This window comes from Pseudomonas sp. ASL9, from assembly GCF_056680335.1.
Genome location: NZ_CM155277.1, coordinates 3,850,100 through 3,866,659, shown reverse-complemented (window position 1 = coordinate 3,866,659; position 16,560 = coordinate 3,850,100). Strand labels below are relative to the sequence as shown.

14 protein-coding genes are annotated in these 16,560 nt (G+C 58.8%); 6 read left to right on the top strand and 8 right to left on the bottom strand.

Going from position 1 to position 16,560, the window contains the following annotated elements:
- Nucleotide 1: 1 nt before the first annotated feature.
- From AC1ME2_RS17895 to mreB, 7 genes are all read right to left on the bottom strand, one after another.
- Entirely contained in the window at nucleotides 2-853 is an 852-nt protein-coding gene (locus tag AC1ME2_RS17895) for a carbon-nitrogen hydrolase family protein (protein ID WP_480435631.1), read from the bottom strand.
- Between the two features lie 45 nt (nucleotides 854-898).
- Complete coding sequence (locus tag AC1ME2_RS17890; protein WP_480435630.1) at nucleotides 899-4,714, bottom strand: YhdP family protein; 3,816 nt, start codon at nucleotides 4,712-4,714, stop codon at nucleotides 899-901.
- A 145-nt stretch (nucleotides 4,715-4,859) separates the two neighbouring features.
- Nucleotides 4,860-6,317 carry a ribonuclease G gene (rng, locus tag AC1ME2_RS17885; RefSeq protein ID WP_480435629.1) on the bottom strand — a complete coding sequence of 486 codons (1,458 nt, stop codon included), beginning with the start codon at nucleotides 6,315-6,317 and terminating at the stop codon, nucleotides 4,860-4,862.
- A gap of 3 nt (nucleotides 6,318-6,320) precedes the next feature.
- Nucleotides 6,321-6,929, bottom strand: coding sequence for a Maf family protein (locus AC1ME2_RS17880; protein ID WP_480435627.1), 609 nt, complete (start codon nucleotides 6,927-6,929; stop codon nucleotides 6,321-6,323).
- Nucleotides 6,930-7,029: 100 nt separating this feature from the next.
- The gene (mreD, locus tag AC1ME2_RS17875; RefSeq protein WP_480435625.1) at nucleotides 7,030-7,521 is read right to left on the bottom strand and encodes a rod shape-determining protein MreD; all 492 of its coding nucleotides are present in this window, start codon (nucleotides 7,519-7,521) and stop codon (nucleotides 7,030-7,032) included.
- Complete coding sequence (gene mreC, locus AC1ME2_RS17870; protein ID WP_480435624.1) at nucleotides 7,521-8,600, bottom strand: rod shape-determining protein MreC; 1,080 nt, start codon at nucleotides 8,598-8,600, stop codon at nucleotides 7,521-7,523. Before mreC ends, mreD begins: the two co-directional genes overlap by 1 nt.
- A 230-nt stretch (nucleotides 8,601-8,830) precedes the next feature.
- Nucleotides 8,831-9,868 carry a rod shape-determining protein MreB gene (gene mreB / locus AC1ME2_RS17865; protein ID WP_322166077.1) on the bottom strand — a complete coding sequence of 346 codons (1,038 nt, stop codon included), beginning with the start codon at nucleotides 9,866-9,868 and terminating at the stop codon, nucleotides 8,831-8,833.
- 210 nt (nucleotides 9,869-10,078) lie between these two features.
- Here mreB and gatC point away from each other — a divergent pair, with 210 nt between their 5' ends.
- From gatC to AC1ME2_RS17835, 6 genes are all read left to right on the top strand, one after another.
- Nucleotides 10,079-10,366: an Asp-tRNA(Asn)/Glu-tRNA(Gln) amidotransferase subunit GatC gene (gene gatC / locus AC1ME2_RS17860; protein ID WP_480435623.1), complete on the top strand. Its 288-nt coding sequence runs from the start codon at nucleotides 10,079-10,081 to the stop codon at nucleotides 10,364-10,366.
- Nucleotides 10,367-10,381: 15 nt separating this feature from the next.
- A complete protein-coding gene (gatA, locus tag AC1ME2_RS17855; protein ID WP_480435622.1) occupies nucleotides 10,382-11,833 on the top strand; it encodes an Asp-tRNA(Asn)/Glu-tRNA(Gln) amidotransferase subunit GatA in 1,452 nt (483 codons plus the stop codon).
- A gap of 148 nt (nucleotides 11,834-11,981) precedes the next feature.
- Nucleotides 11,982-13,427 (top strand): Asp-tRNA(Asn)/Glu-tRNA(Gln) amidotransferase subunit GatB, encoded by a 1,446-nt coding sequence (gatB, locus tag AC1ME2_RS17850; RefSeq protein ID WP_480435621.1) that lies wholly within the window; start codon nucleotides 11,982-11,984, stop codon nucleotides 13,425-13,427.
- 161 nt (nucleotides 13,428-13,588) lie between these two features.
- Entirely contained in the window at nucleotides 13,589-13,960 is a 372-nt protein-coding gene (locus AC1ME2_RS17845; RefSeq protein ID WP_480435619.1) for a septal ring lytic transglycosylase RlpA family protein, read from the top strand.
- Between the two features lie 45 nt (nucleotides 13,961-14,005).
- Nucleotides 14,006-15,067 (top strand): calcium/sodium antiporter, encoded by a 1,062-nt coding sequence (locus tag AC1ME2_RS17840; RefSeq protein ID WP_480442193.1) that lies wholly within the window; start codon nucleotides 14,006-14,008, stop codon nucleotides 15,065-15,067.
- Nucleotides 15,068-15,077: 10 nt separating this feature from the next.
- The gene (locus tag AC1ME2_RS17835) at nucleotides 15,078-15,458 is read left to right on the top strand and encodes a carboxymuconolactone decarboxylase family protein (RefSeq protein ID WP_480435618.1); all 381 of its coding nucleotides are present in this window, start codon (nucleotides 15,078-15,080) and stop codon (nucleotides 15,456-15,458) included.
- On the opposite strand, the gene AC1ME2_RS17830 is transcribed toward AC1ME2_RS17835, so the two are convergent.
- A complete protein-coding gene (locus AC1ME2_RS17830) occupies nucleotides 15,455-16,396 on the bottom strand; it encodes an AEC family transporter (RefSeq protein WP_480435617.1) in 942 nt (313 codons plus the stop codon). The genes AC1ME2_RS17835 and AC1ME2_RS17830 overlap by 4 nt on opposite strands.
- Nucleotides 16,397-16,560 lie beyond the last annotated feature (164 nt).

The window sequence follows — 16,560 nt, the reverse complement described above, 5'->3', positions numbered from 1 at the left end:
TTCACTCCGAAGTGTGCGCAGGCCGCAACGCGTCCTGCGAAAAAAATCGCCGGTGACTGGACACCGGCATCCGCGCCCGTATGGACGCCTGTTCATCGCTATCACGTTCGGCCAGCAGCACCGCTTCGCCCTGGGCTTGCTCAGCCAGCACGCGCCCCCAAGGGTCGATGATCGCGGCATGCCCGTATGTTTCCCGTGAGCCAGGGTGCATGCCACCCTGCGCCGCCGCCAGCACATAGCACTGGGTCTCTATCGCACGCGCCCGGATCAGGATGTCCCAATGCGCAGCGCCGGTGACGGCCGTGAAGGCCGACGGTGCAGTGATCAATTGCGCGCCCGCTTCACGCAGCGCGCTGTACAACTCGGGAAAGCGCAGGTCGTAACACACGCTCAAACCCAGACGCCCCACCGGCGTATCGGCGACCACCACCTTGTCACCATGGGCGTAAACATCAGACTCCCGGTAACGACCACGGTTGTCGGCAACGTCCACATCGAACAAATGTAGCTTGTCATAGCGCGCCACTTGCTCGCCGTGCTCATCGATCAACAACGAACACGCAGTCACTTTGCCCTGCGGCCGATCACTCGGCGGCAGCGGTAACGTGCCGGCAACTATCCATAACTTGAGGTCGCGAGCGGCCAGTTTCAACCATGGCAGAATCGGACCTTGGCCCTGAGCCTCGGCGCGACCGATATCGGCAATATCGCGACGACCCATGGCGGCGAAATTTTCCGGCAGCACAGCAAGGCGCGCACCGGACTCGGCAGCCCGCTCCAGCAGGCGGCGAGCCTGAGCCAGATTGGCCAGGACATCGCTCTGGCTGACCATTTGAATCACGGCAAAAGACATGGCACGCTCCGAGCAAGACATGCGGCCACTGTACTCCATGACGCGCTATTGAGGTTTTTCAAAGGGTTTGTCAAAGGTGATTTTCGGCTCTTTCCATGGGCCTTCAACGCGGTACTGCACACTGGCGAATCGCGCCACGCGGTCACCAAACAGTTTATCCACCAGGAACAAGGCGCCGCCAATTGCCGGGGCGCCGACGATCAATGCGGCGATCGGCAAGTTATTGGTCACCGGCAATGTCACCAGCAACTTGGCATCGACCCGGTCGTTGACCATGTCCAATGTGCCATTGAGCTCAAGGTTGCTTGACGGTCCGGTCAGGGTGATCGGGGTGCGTGTCACGTACACGCCGTCGCTGGAGACCAGCAGGCCTTTGACCTGATCATAACTGAGGCCTTTGCCCAGCAGATCCGAGAAGTCCAGGCGCAGGCGGCGGCCGATGGAGTTGAAGTTGAGCAGACCAAACACCCTCAGGGCTTGCGCGCCACCTTCTGCTTCGACGAACTGGCCGGAGCGCAACGTCGCATCCAGGCTGCCCGAGTAGCGCTTGACCCCGAGCCAGGCTGGCGAACCAGGCCATCGACCGTCAGCATCCAGCTCGAACGTGTCGCTGGTCACGGTCGGCGCAAAACCCCAAGCCTTCAATACATCCGCAATATTTTTGCCCCCGACATGACCCTTGTACCAACTGCGGGTCAATCCCGGCGTGCCTTCCCAACTACCATCGCCCTGCAACAACATGCCTTTGAGGCCCAGGCTCAAGTCAGAAAGCCTTACGCCCGTGGCGCTCGGCCGGGTCTTGAGTGACCACGCGCCGACCAATTGATCACCCTGGAACAACTGCACAACCTTGATATCCATCGCTGGAATCTGTCGTGGATCAACATCCGCCAGCGGGTCTGGGGCATTCTCCACTACCGCCGCATTGGCATCGGGCGCAGGCAAGCGGACGTACAGAAGATCGATACCAATAGGCGCGCCTTTTGCGTCAGGTAGATTGGCCGTGCCTTTGAGCAACGAGCTGTCGACGGCCAGGGACCACCCGGTGTCTTTTCGATTGAGTTGCACATCGACCTTATCGAGCGTGGTACCCAACGCGCTCATTTTTCCGACCTGCAGGTTCATACTGTGCAGAATCTGCTTGGCGCTGCCACCGGGATCATTGCCAGCGTAGCGCTCGACGATGGTTTTCCAGGGCCCGATGTCCAGTTCGGACAGTACACCGCGCACTCTCAAACCTTTGGCGTCAGACAGAACCGCATCGCCCTGACCTAGAAACAGCTCGCCCCGACCCTCAGCGATATTGCCGCCTGGCGCCGCGAATGCAAGATTAGCCAGGCCATCGTAAGCAGCCCAGTAACGCCGTTCAGCCCCTTGCAAGGTCATGCGAAATTCACTCTCTCGCACGTCATCCGCTGGTTTGCCGAAAGGCGCGGGCAGATCGACGGCCAAACCTTTGAGATTGGAATTGACCCGCAGTTGGCTGTCCGCCCCACCAAGGGTGACCTGCACCTGATAGGGCAGCTCGCCAGACACCGGCAACGGCTGAGTGTCACCCAGCCAATCGGTGAGTCTCTTTAGCGCAACCTGACCGTTGGCGACGACTCGGGTAGTGAGCGCCCCGGGACTTCCTTCTGCATAAATTTGCGCGGTGATCGGCCGTTCGAACGCCTGCGCGCGAATGCCGCTGCCGCTCAAACCCTTGGCATTATCAAAGCGGAACGCCCCCTTAAGCTGGGTCAACTCCAACGGCGGATTGCTCAGTTTCAAGCGTGCTGCATCAGTATTGAAGTCCACCGCAATCTTCGGGACTTCACCTTTGGCCAAAGGAATGTCCAGTTTCAGCTTGCCCTGCAACGAACCGTCGCCTTCCCAGCCCGCGAACGTATCAGCCGTGCCAATGGGGGCATCCTGAAGAATTTTCAGGCCGTCACCCAGGCCACCCGCGAAATCGCCATCAACCAGCAGGTGGCTGGTTTTCCCGGCAGGCACGTGGGGAATATTGACCAGAACATTGCTGACCTGCGTATCCAGCAGTTGGCCCTTGCTGGCCTTGATACGCACGCCGCTGTTCTCGACAAATACGTCACCGTCTATGCCCGTGAGCTGCGGCCAGCCCGGCTGGAAGGCCAACGTAGCGTCGTGAACCTTGAAGAACAGGCTGATGTTTCGCGCAGCGGCCGTTGCATCGCGGCTGAGCGAGCCCTGGTACTGAAAGAAACCCTGATCCACCGCGCCCCCCAGAATCGCTGTGCGCAACCATTCGTCCAACGCCGGACCGAGCACCGCAGGCAGGTATTTACCGGTGTAACGACCGTCACCCTCGACCAGACCGACACGCAGGTCCATGTAGTCTTCCTGGGTGTGGTCGAAATGCAGGCGAATCAGAAAGTCGCTGGCGATTTTTCCTTCGTCGCCCAGCACCTGAATATACGGCGCAATCAGGGTGAAGCCTTGCTCGTCGAGCTTCCAGGTCAGACGGGCGTTGGCCTTCCGGTAGTGCCAGGGCTTGGTAAAGATCGGGTACAAGTGCAGCATGAAATCATCGGTGGCCAAGCGCAGCTCACCCTGCCCCAGATCACCGCTGATGCTACCGCTGACATTGCCGGCGGCCGGTGCGCCGTGATACGCACTGAAGCCGACCTTGTCCAGATTGGCAGCAAAGCTGAAACGTTTATCGCCCACTGCTTGTGGCTGATAATCGAGCAACACATTGCGCAACCCACCCGTGACTTTCAGGCTGTCGAGCACCGTCATCAGCGTGTCCGGCAGTGGCACCAGGGAATCGAGTATCGGCGTGATCGGCGCCAGGTCCAGGCGATCCGCTTGAACATGCCAACGCTCTTCAGCCTCCGGGGTCGCCGCCTGCTGCTTGAGCTGGATGCGGCTTTCCCAACGCTTGTCGCCAAGGTTCATTGCCAATGAATCAAACGACAGACTGAAACCATCGTTGCTGCGCTGGAACCAGGCGTTGAGCGCCAGATTGTCGATTTTCGTCGCCTTGCGATCGGCATAGGCGCCTTTGAGCAGTGGAGCATTGACTCGCGCCACGGCACTTTGCAGCGTGCCTTTGCCCCAGGTCAGCCAGAATTCGCCGCCAGCCTTGAGCGTGGAGACCTTCCATTGTCGGGTCAGGCTGGTCGGCAACCAGCGTGCCCAGTCACTTTGCGGCAGGCTCAGGTAAACATCGGCCTCGCCATCCCGCCAGTTTTTCGCCTGCACCCGCGAACGCAGATTGAGCGCCACCGGCTGACCGTCAGGCAAGGTCAAACGTGCATCCAGACGTTGGCGAATACTACCGGTCCGCAAACTGAAGCTGACGTAAGTAAAGGTCGATGGCGCCTGCTCGTACGGCTGGAAGGTGATCTGACTGTCGAGCAATGACAGCTGGGAAACCGCCTGTATCTGGGTCAGTACCTCTTCCGGATCGAAAGGCTTATCGTCCTTGACCGGCAGTCCCTGAAGCGCCCAATGGCCATCCTTGTCTTCTTTGAGGCTCAGTTGCAGACCGTTGAGCTCCAGGAGAGCGATGCGCACTTCGCGCGCCATCAGGCTGGCCCAGATGTCCGGCACGGCACGCACATGATCCAGACGCAGTGCATTGGCGCCCTCGCCTACCATCACATCGTGGGCCAGCAGTTCCGGGGCGAACCCGTGCCAGCGACCTTCGAGGCTGCCGATACTCAGCGGCATGTCCAGTGCGGCACGCGCCTTGGCTTCGACTTCGCCACGGTACTCGGCCACCATCGGCACCAGTTGTCGACCGACGCTGACGTACAGCGCCGTCAGCACTAAAACCAGCGCGCAAACACCCAAACCCAAGCGAGTCAAGGCGGCAAGAAAACGCGTCAGACGCCCCATGTCAGCTGACCCTCAGGGCTGAAGGCTGCGCAGGCTGTCGGCGCAGCCGTGCAGTCATCGATAGGGTCAGGAATTGCTCATTTGCCACGCAGAGTTCTCATTAAAAGGCTTACTGCCATTAGTACTGAAACTGACAGATCGCTGCTTAGAGCAACACAACGTCATATTGTTCTTGGGAATACATAGTTTCGACTTGAAAACGAATGGTGCGGCCGATAAAACCTTCCAGCTCAGCGACGTTGCCCGACTCTTCATCGAGCAAACGGTCCACGACTTTCTGATTGGCTAATACACGATAGCCTTCCGCCTGATAAGCGCGGGCTTCGCGCAATATTTCCCGGAAAATCTCGTAACAAACAGTCTCAGGGGTCTTCAACTTACCGCGCCCCTGGCAACTGCTGCACGGCTCGCACAGCACTTGTTCAAGGCTTTCGCGAGTGCGCTTGCGGGTCATCTGCACCAGGCCCAACTCGGTGATACCGATGATGTTGGTTTTAGCGTGATCACGCTCCAGCTGCTTCTCCAGCGTACGCAGGACCTGACGCTGGTGCTCGCCATCTTCCATGTCGATGAAATCGATAATGATGATCCCGCCCAGATTACGCAGGCGCAACTGACGGGCAATCGCGGTCGCTGCTTCCAGGTTGGTCTTGAAGATGGTTTCTTCGAGATTTCGATGACCGACAAACGCCCCGGTATTCACATCGATGGTGCTCATCGCTTCGGCCGGATCGATCACCAGATAACCGCCGGACTTGAGTGGCACCTTACGGTCGAGGGCTTTCTGGATTTCATCTTCGACGCCATACAGGTCGAAAATCGGCCGCTCACCCGGATAGTGCTCCAGACGGTCAGCGATTTCCGGCATCAGTTCGGCAACAAATTGGGTGGTTTTCTGGAAGGTCTCGCGTGAGTCGATGCGGATCTTCTCGATGCGTGGGCTGACCAGATCGCGCAGAGTACGCAGGGCCAGGTCGAGGTCTTCATAAATAACGCTAGGGGCGCCCACGGTCTTGATCTGCTCGCCGATCTGATCCCAAAGACGGCGCAGGTAGCGAATATCCATGAGGATTTCATCAGCGCCAGCGCCTTCAGCCGCCGTGCGCAGGATAAAACCACCGGCCTCTTTGATACCTTCCTGAGCGACGCAATCGGTGACCACCTGCTTGAGGCGTTCACGCTCGGCTTCGTCTTCAATTTTCAGGGAAATCCCGACATGTGCGGTCTTGGGCATGTACACCAGATAGCGCGACGGGATCGACAATTGCGTGGTCAGACGTGCGCCTTTGCTGGCGATGGGGTCTTTGGTGACCTGCACGACCAGGCTCTGGCCTTCGTGCACCAGCGCACTGATGCTTTCGACGGACGGACCTTCGCGCATGGAAATTTCTGAAGCGTGAATAAATGCCGCACGGTCCAGGCCGATGTCGATGAAGGCCGCTTGCATGCCGGGCAGTACCCGCACGACTTTGCCTTTATAAATATTGCCCACGATACCGCGACGTTGGGTCCGCTCGACGTGGACCTCCTGCAGCACACCGTTCTCAACCACGGCCACACGCGACTCCATGGGCGTGATGTTGATCAGAATTTCTTCACTCATGGCTTATTCCCTACCTTCCAGGTGTTGCCAACAGGGTATGCCGAAACGGCCGAGCAGTTCTGCGGTTTCGCACAATGGCAATCCGACCACAGCCGAATAGCTGCCATGTACGCTGGCGACAAAAATCGCCGCCAGACCCTGAATCGCGTAACCGCCCGCTTTGTCTTGCGGCTCACCACTGGCCCAGTAGGCCTGAGCTTCCTGAACCTGAATCGAGCGAAAGCGCACCAGACTGCGTACCACCCGTATTTCGCAGCGCTCATTGTCGAGTACGGCGATGGCGGTCAACACTTCGTGTTCACGATTGGACAAGGCGCTCAGCATCGCAACAGCCTCGGCCTCGTCGACCGGTTTGCCGAGGATCTGGCCATCGAGCACCACCGCAGTGTCGGCGCCCAACACACACAGACTGGAACCCTCGTCGCTGACTGCCAACAACGCCAGACCGGCCTCGGCCTTGCAACGCGCAAGCCGTTCAACATACGTCGTCGGTGTTTCGTCGGGCAAAGGTGTTTCATCGATCTGCGCACTGAGCACAGTGAAAGGCACACCGATCTGCGTCAGCAGTTCACGGCGTCGTGGTGAACCAGAAGCCAGATAGAGCGGGGGCATAAGGACATCTCCCTGTCGGTGATCGTGGGCGTTGCCACTCTGCGATAAGCGCTATGCAAAAAATGTCCCGGGGCGAAACGTCAGGCGGATGTGAACCCGCCTAATTAATACTCAAGCGATTACGCAAACCCCGCAGACCGTAACTCACCCATGGCCACATCAGTGCGCTGACCAGCGCTGGCAACACCAGGGCAAGTGTCGGCTGACGATTGCCGGTCAAGGCGCTGAGCCAAAGCTGAGCCAGCTGCGCCAGACCGAAAACCACCAGAATCACCAGACTTTGCTGCCACATCGGGAACATGCGCAAGCGCTGCTGCAACGACAATACAAGGAACGTGATCAGGGTCAGGATCAACGCGTTCTGTCCCAGCAACGTGCCATACAGCACATCCTCCGACAGACCAAGCAACCACGCGGTCGTCATGCCGATCTTGTGTGGCAATGCCAACGCCCAGAAGGCCAACAACAGTGCCAGCCACAACGGGCGGAAGATTTCCATGAACTGTGGCAGTGGCGAAATACTCAGCAGCAAACCGACCGCGAAAGTGAACCAGACCACCCAGCCGTTTTTTGCACGGGCGAGATTAACCATTATTGCCTCTCCCGAGGGGTAGCAGGCGCGGCAGCAGGTGGCCTGGTCGCGGCGGGTTTGGCGGCCGGCTTCGCCACCGCACTTGCCGGCGAGTGAGTGGCCGGTGCAGCCGCCGCATGAGCGGGCGCAGCAGATGCTGGATTCGAGTGTGTGGCAGGCACGATCGCCGGAGCATGCGTAGCAGCCGCTGCGTTAGCCGCAGCAGGATTGGCCGTAGTCGCGGCAGGGTCGGCGGCTTGCCGATCCATTGCTTCCTGGGCTTGCGCGGCGTCGCTGGCGCGCTGCTCGGGCGAACGGCCGTCACTGAACACCAGCAACAGGTAACGACTGCGATTCAGCGCAGCGGTGGGTACCGCACGCACGATGGCGAATGGCTGGCCTGAGTCATGAATCACTTCCTTGACCGTGGCCACCGGATAACCCGCCGGGAAGCGCTGGCCGAGACCAGAACTCACCAACAAATCGCCTTCTTTGATATCGGCGGTGTCGGCAACGTGGCGCAATTCCAGGCGTTCCGGGTTGCCGGTGCCGCTGGCAATGGCACGCAGACCGTTGCGATTGACTTGCACGGGAATGCTGTGGGTGGTGTCGGTCAGCAGCAGAACCCGCGAGGTGTACGGCATCAGTTCGACCACCTGCCCCATCAAACCGCGCGCATCGAGTACCGGCTGACCGAGGACCACGCCATCGCGCTCACCTTTGTTGATGATGATGCGCTGGGTGAAGGGATTGGGGTCCATACCGATCAATTCGGCCACTTCGACCTTTTCGTTGACCAGCGCAGAAGAGTTGAGCAACTCGCGCAGCCGCACGTTCTGCTCAGTCAAGGCCGCCAGTTTTTGCAGGCGCCCTTGCAGGAGCAAGGCTTCAGTCTTGAGTTTTTCGTTTTCGGCGATCAGTTCGGTGCGGCTGCCGAATTGGCTGGCGACACCTTGGTAGAGACGCTGCGGCAAATCGGCAATCCAGTACGATTGCATCAATACCAGAGACATCTGACTGCGAACGGGTTTGAGCACCGTGAAGCGGGCATCCACCACCATCAGCGCAACCGACAACACAACCAGCACCAACAGGCGCACACCCAGTGAGGGGCCTTTTGCGAAAAGCGGTTTAATAGGCCGCTCCTCCCACGCATGTTTTTGATGGGTTGAGGTTCAATTGGCTGTGCTTATTCATGCGGCATGGAACCGGCCCGGATACGGATTGACAGAAGATAACGCCTTATTTCGGCGCCAGCCTAACGCATACAGGTAGCACTTGGCAGTGCTACCTGTATCTGTTGGCTGCATGAAATACGCACTCCGCGAACTTATTCGGTGGAGAGCAGATCCATGGTGTGTTTATCCATCATTTCCAGCGCACGGCCACCACCGCGAGCAACACAGGTCAGCGGGTCTTCGGCAACGATCACCGGCAGACCGGTTTCCTGGGCCAGCAGTTTGTCCAGGTCGCGCAGCAAGGCGCCACCACCGGTCAGCACCAGACCACGCTCGGCGATGTCCGAAGCCAATTCCGGCGGCGATTGCTCCAGAGCGCTTTTCACCGCCTGAACGATAGTCGCCAAGGACTCCTGCAGCGCTTCAAGCACTTCGTTGGAGTTCAGGGTGAAGGCACGTGGAACGCCTTCGGCCAGGTTACGGCCACGTACGTCGACTTCACGTACTTCACCACCTGGGTAGGCAGTCCCGATTTCTTGCTTGATACGCTCTGCGGTGGATTCACCGATCAGGCTGCCGTAGTTACGACGCACGTAAGTGATGATCGCTTCGTCGAAACGGTCGCCGCCCACACGTACGGATTCGGCATAAACCACACCGTTGAGGGAGATCAGCGCGATTTCAGTGGTACCACCACCGATATCGACCACCATCGAACCGCGTGCTTCTTCAACCGGCAGACCTGCACCGATCGCAGCAGCCATAGGCTCTTCGATCAAAAATACTTCGCGAGCACCGGCACCAAGGGCCGATTCACGAATCGCCCGACGCTCCACCTGAGTGGATTTGCACGGCACGCAGATCAGCACACGAGGGCTGGGCTGCAAAAAGCTGTTTTCGTGAACCTTGTTGATGAAGTACTGCAGCATTTTTTCGCACACGCTGAAGTCGGCAATGACGCCATCTTTCATTGGGCGAATAGCCGCGATGTTGCCCGGAGTCCGGCCCAGCATACGCTTGGCTTCCATCCCGACAGCAACGACGCTCTTCTGGTTACCGTGGGTGCGAATGGCCACAACCGACGGTTCATTCAGAACGATACCGCGCTCACGCACGTAAATAAGGGTGTTGGCAGTGCCCAGGTCGATAGACAGATCGCTGGAAAACATGCCACGCAGTTTCTTGAACATGGGAAAGGGACCCTAGGCAACGCGTGGGTAAAAAAGTGCGGCAAACTCTAACAACGACAGGGATTTTGGGCAAGGAGCCAATATGTTAAATTAGCTGTTTTTCCGAGCACGACCCTAGACGTTCGCGGCCTTATGACCGTAGAAATGCGATAGTGTTCCGACAATCTACACACACGGATCACATCCGTCTGCCTTCCACTGGAGAATCCCATGGCACTTGAACGCTCCGAAGTGGAAAAAATCGCTCATTTGGCTCGATTGGGCCTCAATGACGCCGATATTCCACGTACTACCGAAGCACTTAATAGTATCCTCGAGCTGGTAAATCAGATGCAAGCCGTCGATACCAGAGGTATAGAGCCCCTTGCACACCCGCTGGAGGCCTCTCAACGTCTGCGTGCAGACGTCGTGACCGAACGAAATAATCGCGACACTTACCAAGCCATCGCACCAGCGGTCGAAAACGGCCTTTATCTGGTTCCGAAAGTCATCGAGTAAGGAAAAGAGCCTGCAATGCACCAATTGACTCTGGCCGAGATCGCCCGCGGCCTCGCCGACAAAAAGTTTTCTTCCGAAGAATTGACCCGGGTTCTGCTGGCGCGTATCGCCCAGCTCGACCCGCAACTCAACAGCTTCATCACGCAGACCGAAGCGCTGGCCATCAGCCAGGCGCAAGCCGCCGACGCCCGTCGCGCCGCCGGTGAGAACGGCGCTCTGCTGGGCATTCCACTGGCGCATAAAGACTTGTTCTGCACCCAGGGCGTACGCACCAGCTGCGGCTCGAAGATGCTCGACAACTTTAAAGCGCCATACGACGCGACCGTTGTCGCCAAGCTCGCAGCCGCCGGCACTGTCACGCTGGGCAAGACCAACATGGACGAATTCGCCATGGGTTCTGCCAACGAATCGAGCTACTACGGTCCGGTGAAAAACCCGTGGAACCTCGAACACGTTCCCGGCGGTTCATCCGGCGGCTCGGCAGCGGCAGTTGCCGCTCGTCTGATACCGGCGGCAACAGGCACTGACACCGGCGGATCGATTCGCCAACCGGCAGCGCTGACCAACCTCACAGGCCTGAAACCGACGTACGGTCGTGTTTCGCGCTGGGGCATGATCGCGTACGCCTCCAGCCTCGATCAGGCCGGACCGCTTGCGCGCACCGCTGAAGACTGCGCCCTGCTGCTGCAAGGCATGGCCGGTTTCGATCCACAGGACTCCACCAGCATCGACGAGCCCGTGCCGGATTACTCCGCCAGCCTCAATGGCTCGCTGCAAGGCCTGCGCATCGGCATCCCGAAAGAATACTTCGGTGTCGGTCTCGACCCGCGCATCGCCGAGTTGGTACTTGAAAGCGTCAAAGAGCTGGAAAAGCTCGGTGCCGTGGTCAAGGAAGTCAGCCTGCCGAACCTGCAACACGGTATCCCGGCTTATTACGTGATCGCCCCGGCGGAAGCGTCTTCCAACTTGTCGCGCTTCGACGGCGTGCGGTTTGGCTATCGCTGCGAAGACCCCAAAGACCTGACCGACCTGTACAAGCGCTCACGCGCCGAAGGCTTTGGCCCGGAAGTTCAGCGGCGGATCCTGGTCGGCGCTTACGCGCTGTCAGCCGGTTACTACGACGCTTACTACCTGCAAGCGCAAAAAATACGGCGCCTGATCAAGAATGACTTCATGAACGCGTTCGCTGAAGTCGACGTGATCCTTGGCCCAACCACGCCTAACCCGGCCTGGAAAATCGGCGCCAAGAACAACGACCCGATTTCTGCCTACCTGGAAGACTTCTACACCATCACCGCCAACCTTGCGGGCCTGCCGGGCTTGTCCATGCCTGCCGGTTTCGTCGAGGGTCTGCCGGTCGGCGTGCAACTGCTCGCCCCGTACTTCCAGGAAGGCCGCCTGCTCAATGTCGCGCATCAATACCAGCAAGTCACTGACTGGCACACCCGCGCCCCCCAGGGATTTTGAAAGCTGCTGCGCTCGGTAATACTGCGTTGGAAACTGGCTCGCAATGCTCATTGACTAAAGTCAACTCCGCTTGCTCGCCAGTTTCCGCCTTGTCTTACCGTCGCTCGCTACACTTTCAAATCCCCCTGGCATTTTTTGAGGAATGAACATGCAATGGGAAGTTGTGATCGGGCTGGAGATTCATACCCAGCTCTCGACCCAATCGAAGATTTTCTCCGGCAGCAGCACCACGTTTGGCTCCGAGCCCAACACCCAGGCCAGCCTGATCGACCTGGGCATGCCCGGTGTATTGCCGGTGCTGAACCAGGAAGCGGTACGCATGGCGGTCAAGTTCGGTCTGGCGATCGACGCCGAGATCGGCCAGCACAACGTGTTCGCACGCAAGAACTACTTCTACCCGGACCTGCCCAAAGGCTACCAGATCAGCCAGATGGAATTGCCGATCGTTGGCAAAGGCTACCTGGACATCACCCTGGAAGACGGCACGGTCAAAAGGGTCGGCATTACCCGCGCGCACCTGGAAGAAGATGCTGGCAAAAGCCTGCATGAAGACTTCAACGGCATGACCGGGATCGACCTCAACCGCGCCGGTACGCCGTTGCTGGAAATCGTTTCCGAGCCGGACATGCGCACCGCCAAGGAAGCCGTGGCTTACGCCAAGGCGATTCACGCGCTGGTTCGTTACCTGGGCATCTGCGACGGCAACATGGCCGAAGGTTCGTTGCGCTGCGACTGTAACGTGTCGGTCCGGCCAATGGGCCAGGTCGAATACGGTACTCGCTGCGAGATCAAGAACGTCAACTCGTTCCGCTTCATCGAGAAGGCGATCAACACCGAAGTGCAGCGCCAGATCGAGCTGATCGAAGACGGCGGCCGGGTCATCCAGCAAACCCGCCTGTATGACCCGAGCAAGGACGAGACCCGCTCCATGCGCAGCAAGGAGGAAGCCAACGACTACCGTTACTTCCCCGATCCAGACCTGCTGCCGGTGGTGATCGAAGACGCGTTCCTGGTCGCCGTTCGCGCCACATTGCCTGAACTGCCGCCGCAAAAACGCGAACGTTTCCAGGCGCAATTCGGCCTGTCGGCGTATGACGCGAGCGTTCTGGCGTCGAGCCGCGAGCAAGCTGATTACTTCGAAAAAGTAGCGAGCATCAGCGGCGACGCCAAGCTCGCGGCCAACTGGGTCATGGTTGAACTCGGCAGCCTGATGAACAAACTGGGCGTAGAGATCGAGCAAGCACCGGTCAGTGCCGAGCAGTTGGGTGGCATGTTGCTGCGCATCACCGACAACACCATCTCCGGCAAGATCGCCAAAGTGGTATTCGAGGCCATGGCCAACGGTGAAGGCAGCGCGGACGAAATCATTGCCCAACAAGGCCTGAAACAAGTCACCGACAGCGGCGCCATTGAGTCGATGCTCGACGAGATGCTCGCGGCCAATGCTCAACAGGTTGCCGACTACCGCGCTGCGGATGAAGCCAAACGCGGCAAGATGTTTGGCTTCTTCGTCGGCCAGGCGATGAAAGCCTCCAAAGGCAAAGCCAACCCACAGCAAGTGAACGAATTGCTCAAAAACAAGCTCGAAGGCTGATATATCCCCCTGTAGGGGCTGCCGAAGGCTGCGATAAGGCCCGTAGGGCCTTCGGCAATTTAAAGAAGGCGACCGGTCCCGTCGGACGCGACCCCGGGGCGATCGCAGCCTTCGGCAGCTCCTACAGGGAATTTGCAGTCAATAATGAAGGACCAAACACCATGTGGCGGCTCTTCAGCGCTCTTGCACTACTCACTCTGCTGGCCGGTTGCGCCAGTCATAACATCAACCCTCGAGGCTACAACGAAGTCGGCGGTGCGAGTTATTACGGCGTCAAACACCAGGGCAAACGCACCGCCAGCGGCGAACGCTTTGATCAGAACTCACTGACCGCAGCCCATCGTGAGCTGCCTTTCGGCACGCGGGTGTTGGTCACCGACCTGGACAACAATAAAACCGTCGTGGTGCGCATCAATGATCGCGGCCCGCATACCCGTGGGCGCCTTATAGATTTGTCACGCAAAGCCGCTGAACAACTGGGTATGCTGCGCAGCGGTGTGACGCGAGTCCGCGTGCAAACCTTGAGCGACTGAAGGGTGATTTGAATTCTCGAGCTATCGACGCTTCCGCTGCCAAGCCTGATTCAACTGTTTGGCGGCCTTTTCCTGCTGGTGATCGGTGCCGAGCTGTCGGTACGCGCCGCCGTGCGCTTGGCCGCCAGCCTTAAGATCCGTCCGCTCATCATTGGCCTGACGGTGATCGCACTGGGCAGCAGCGCCCCGCAAATGGCGGTCAGCCTGCAAGCGGCCTTTTCCGCCAAGCCTGACATCGCCGTGGGCAGCGTGGTCGGTAGCAATATCTTCAATGTACTGGTCACGCTCGGCTTCTCGGCGCTGATCATTCCGCTGCGGGTGGCCCGGCAACTGGTACGCGTGGATATTCCACTGATGATCGGCGCCAGCCTGTTGGTCTTCTGCCTCTCATACAACGGTGAACTTAGCGCACTGGACGGTTCGATCCTGCTGGTTGCCCTGTTGATTTACCTGTTGATCCTGCTGCGCCAATCCGCCCAAGGCAATCGCCACCATTATCTTCAGCAAAACGTCTCGACTGAGGTAAAACGACCCCGAGTCCCTTGGCTCAGCAGCCTTATGGTCGTGGTATGTGGCCTGCTCTTGCTGGCGGCTGGGGGACATTTATTGGTGGGAGCCTCCGTGGTGATTGCTCAGAATCTGGGTCTCTCCGAACGGATCATTGGCCTCACCGTAATCGCCGTCAGCACCTCGTTACCGGTGCTGGCCACCTCGTTGATCGCCGCACTGCGTGGCGAGCGGGATATCGCGGTCGGCAATGTGATTGGCAGCAACCTGTTTAATCTGCTCGGTGTCCTGGGGCTGACCGCCTTGATAGCGCCGGGGCCCTTGTCGGTATCGCCCAACGCACTGGACTTCGACATGCCGGTCATGTTGGCTGTCGCGGCATTGTGCCTGCCGGTGTTCTATTCAGGTTACCGGGTAACCCGCGCCGAAGGCTTGCTGCTGCTGACCCTGTATTTGGCCTACGGGCTGCACATTATCTCGTTCACCACCGGCATGCCGCTGGCCGACCCCCTTGAAAAACTGATGATTCATTTCGTGCTACCCCTGCTTGCCGCCTTGCTTGCGTTCAGCACGGTTCGAGCTTGGCGGCGCCAACATTGAGGACTTTGCCATGACTGATAGAACTAACAGCGGCGTACAGATGCGCCGCCAGGTAATGGGTGACGAATTCGTCGACCGAGCGCTGAACAACGCCACCGACTTCACCCAACCGTTGCAGGATTTCGTCAACGAACATGCGTGGGGCAGCGTCTGGAACCGCGAAGGTCTGCCGCTGAAAACCCGCAGCCTGATCACCCTCGCCGCCCTCACCGCACTCAAATGCCCGCAAGAACTCAAAGGCCATGTACGCGGCGCGTTGAACAACGGCTGTACCGTCGAAGAGATTCGTGAAGCGCTGCTGCATTGCGCGGTGTATGCCGGCGTACCGGCGGCGATTGAAGCGTTTCGTGCGGCGCAGGAAGTGATTGAGTCGTACAAAAAGGCGGATTAAATCCAACCGCCCCATTGCAGAATGAAAATACCGAGGTTAGTCGTCACCGCCGCCGCCAGGGTGGTGATGACGATAATCGCTGCGGCCAGCTCATGATTGCCATTGGCCGCGCGCGCCATGACAAAGCTGGCCGCAGCGGTCGGGCTGCCAAAGTACAGGAACAAAATCCCCAACTCCGCCCCGCGAAAACCGCACAACCAGGCGCCCAAGGTACAGAGCACCGGCAGCCAGACCATCTTCACCAGACTGGCGCTGACCGCCATGTCACCACTCTTGCGCAATGCCGCCAGTGACAAGGTGCCGCCGATGCAGATCAATGCCAACGGCAAGGTCATCTGCGCCAGGTACTTGCCGGACGTTTCCAGCCAGTCAGGCAAACCGATCTTGAAATAGGCAAAAGGCGCAGCCGCCAGCACGCTGATGATCAAGGGGTTGCACAGGATGCTTTTGAACACACTCCACGGATCGGACTTGATCACCGGGCTGTAAACCGCCAACACAATGGTCGACAGCGTGTTGTAAAACAGGATCACCAGCGCCGCGAGAATCGCCCCCAGGGAAATGCCGTAGTCGCCGTACATGCTGGCAGCCAGGGCCAGGCCGATGACACCGTTGTTCCCGCGAAATGCACCCTGGGTATAAATCCCGCGATCTTCATGCGGGCAACGCCAGATCGCCCAGCCCCAGGCCAAGGCAAAACTCACCAGCGTGGCCACGACAAAATAAGCGAGCAGCTTGGGCTGCAAAGCCGCGTGCAGATCCGCATGAATAATGCCGAGAAAAAGTAGCGCCGGCATGGTGACGTTGAACACCAGCGCTGACGCCGTGTGGATAAAACTGTCGTTGATCCAGCCCACCCGCTTGAGCAACACACCCAGAAACAGCATGGCGAACACGGGCGCGGTGATGTTCAGGGTTTCAAAAAAGATGCCCAGCATGCGGTTCGAACCCTGACCTGTCATTAGGTGGCTAATGGTAAGCCAGGTTATGTGTGAGGGATACCAAGTCGATCGTTCTCTCGCGTGGGTCCGACCGTCGTTGTAAGACCAATCCTCAAACCCCACAGGAAACGTCTCCTTCGTGCCCCCCTGCATTGAAGCAG

Excerpts from the sequence above, each read along its gene's own strand:
- AC1ME2_RS17890 (WP_480435630.1), bottom strand. The coding sequence starts at position 4,714 with ATGGGGCGTCTGACGCGTTTTCTTGCCGCCTTGACTCGCTTGGGTTTG.
- mreB (WP_322166077.1), bottom strand. The coding sequence starts at position 9,868 with ATGTTCAAGAAACTGCGTGGCATGTTTTCCAGCGATCTGTCTATCGAC.
- AC1ME2_RS17835 (WP_480435618.1), top strand. The coding sequence starts at position 15,078 with ATGACTGATAGAACTAACAGCGGCGTACAGATGCGCCGCCAGGTAATG.
- gatB (WP_480435621.1), top strand. The coding sequence starts at position 11,982 with ATGCAATGGGAAGTTGTGATCGGGCTGGAGATTCATACCCAGCTCTCG.
- AC1ME2_RS17895 (WP_480435631.1), bottom strand. The coding sequence starts at position 853 with ATGTCTTTTGCCGTGATTCAAATGGTCAGCCAGAGCGATGTCCTGGCC.
- rng (WP_480435629.1), bottom strand. The coding sequence starts at position 6,317 with ATGAGTGAAGAAATTCTGATCAACATCACGCCCATGGAGTCGCGTGTG.
- AC1ME2_RS17830 (WP_480435617.1), bottom strand. The coding sequence starts at position 16,396 with ATGCTGGGCATCTTTTTTGAAACCCTGAACATCACCGCGCCCGTGTTC.
- mreD (WP_480435625.1), bottom strand. The coding sequence starts at position 7,521 with ATGGTTAATCTCGCCCGTGCAAAAAACGGCTGGGTGGTCTGGTTCACT.
- AC1ME2_RS17845 (WP_480435619.1), top strand. The coding sequence starts at position 13,589 with ATGTGGCGGCTCTTCAGCGCTCTTGCACTACTCACTCTGCTGGCCGGT.
- gatA (WP_480435622.1), top strand. The coding sequence starts at position 10,382 with ATGCACCAATTGACTCTGGCCGAGATCGCCCGCGGCCTCGCCGACAAA.
- AC1ME2_RS17880 (WP_480435627.1), bottom strand. The coding sequence starts at position 6,929 with ATGCCCCCGCTCTATCTGGCTTCTGGTTCACCACGACGCCGTGAACTG.
- gatC (WP_480435623.1), top strand. The coding sequence starts at position 10,079 with ATGGCACTTGAACGCTCCGAAGTGGAAAAAATCGCTCATTTGGCTCGA.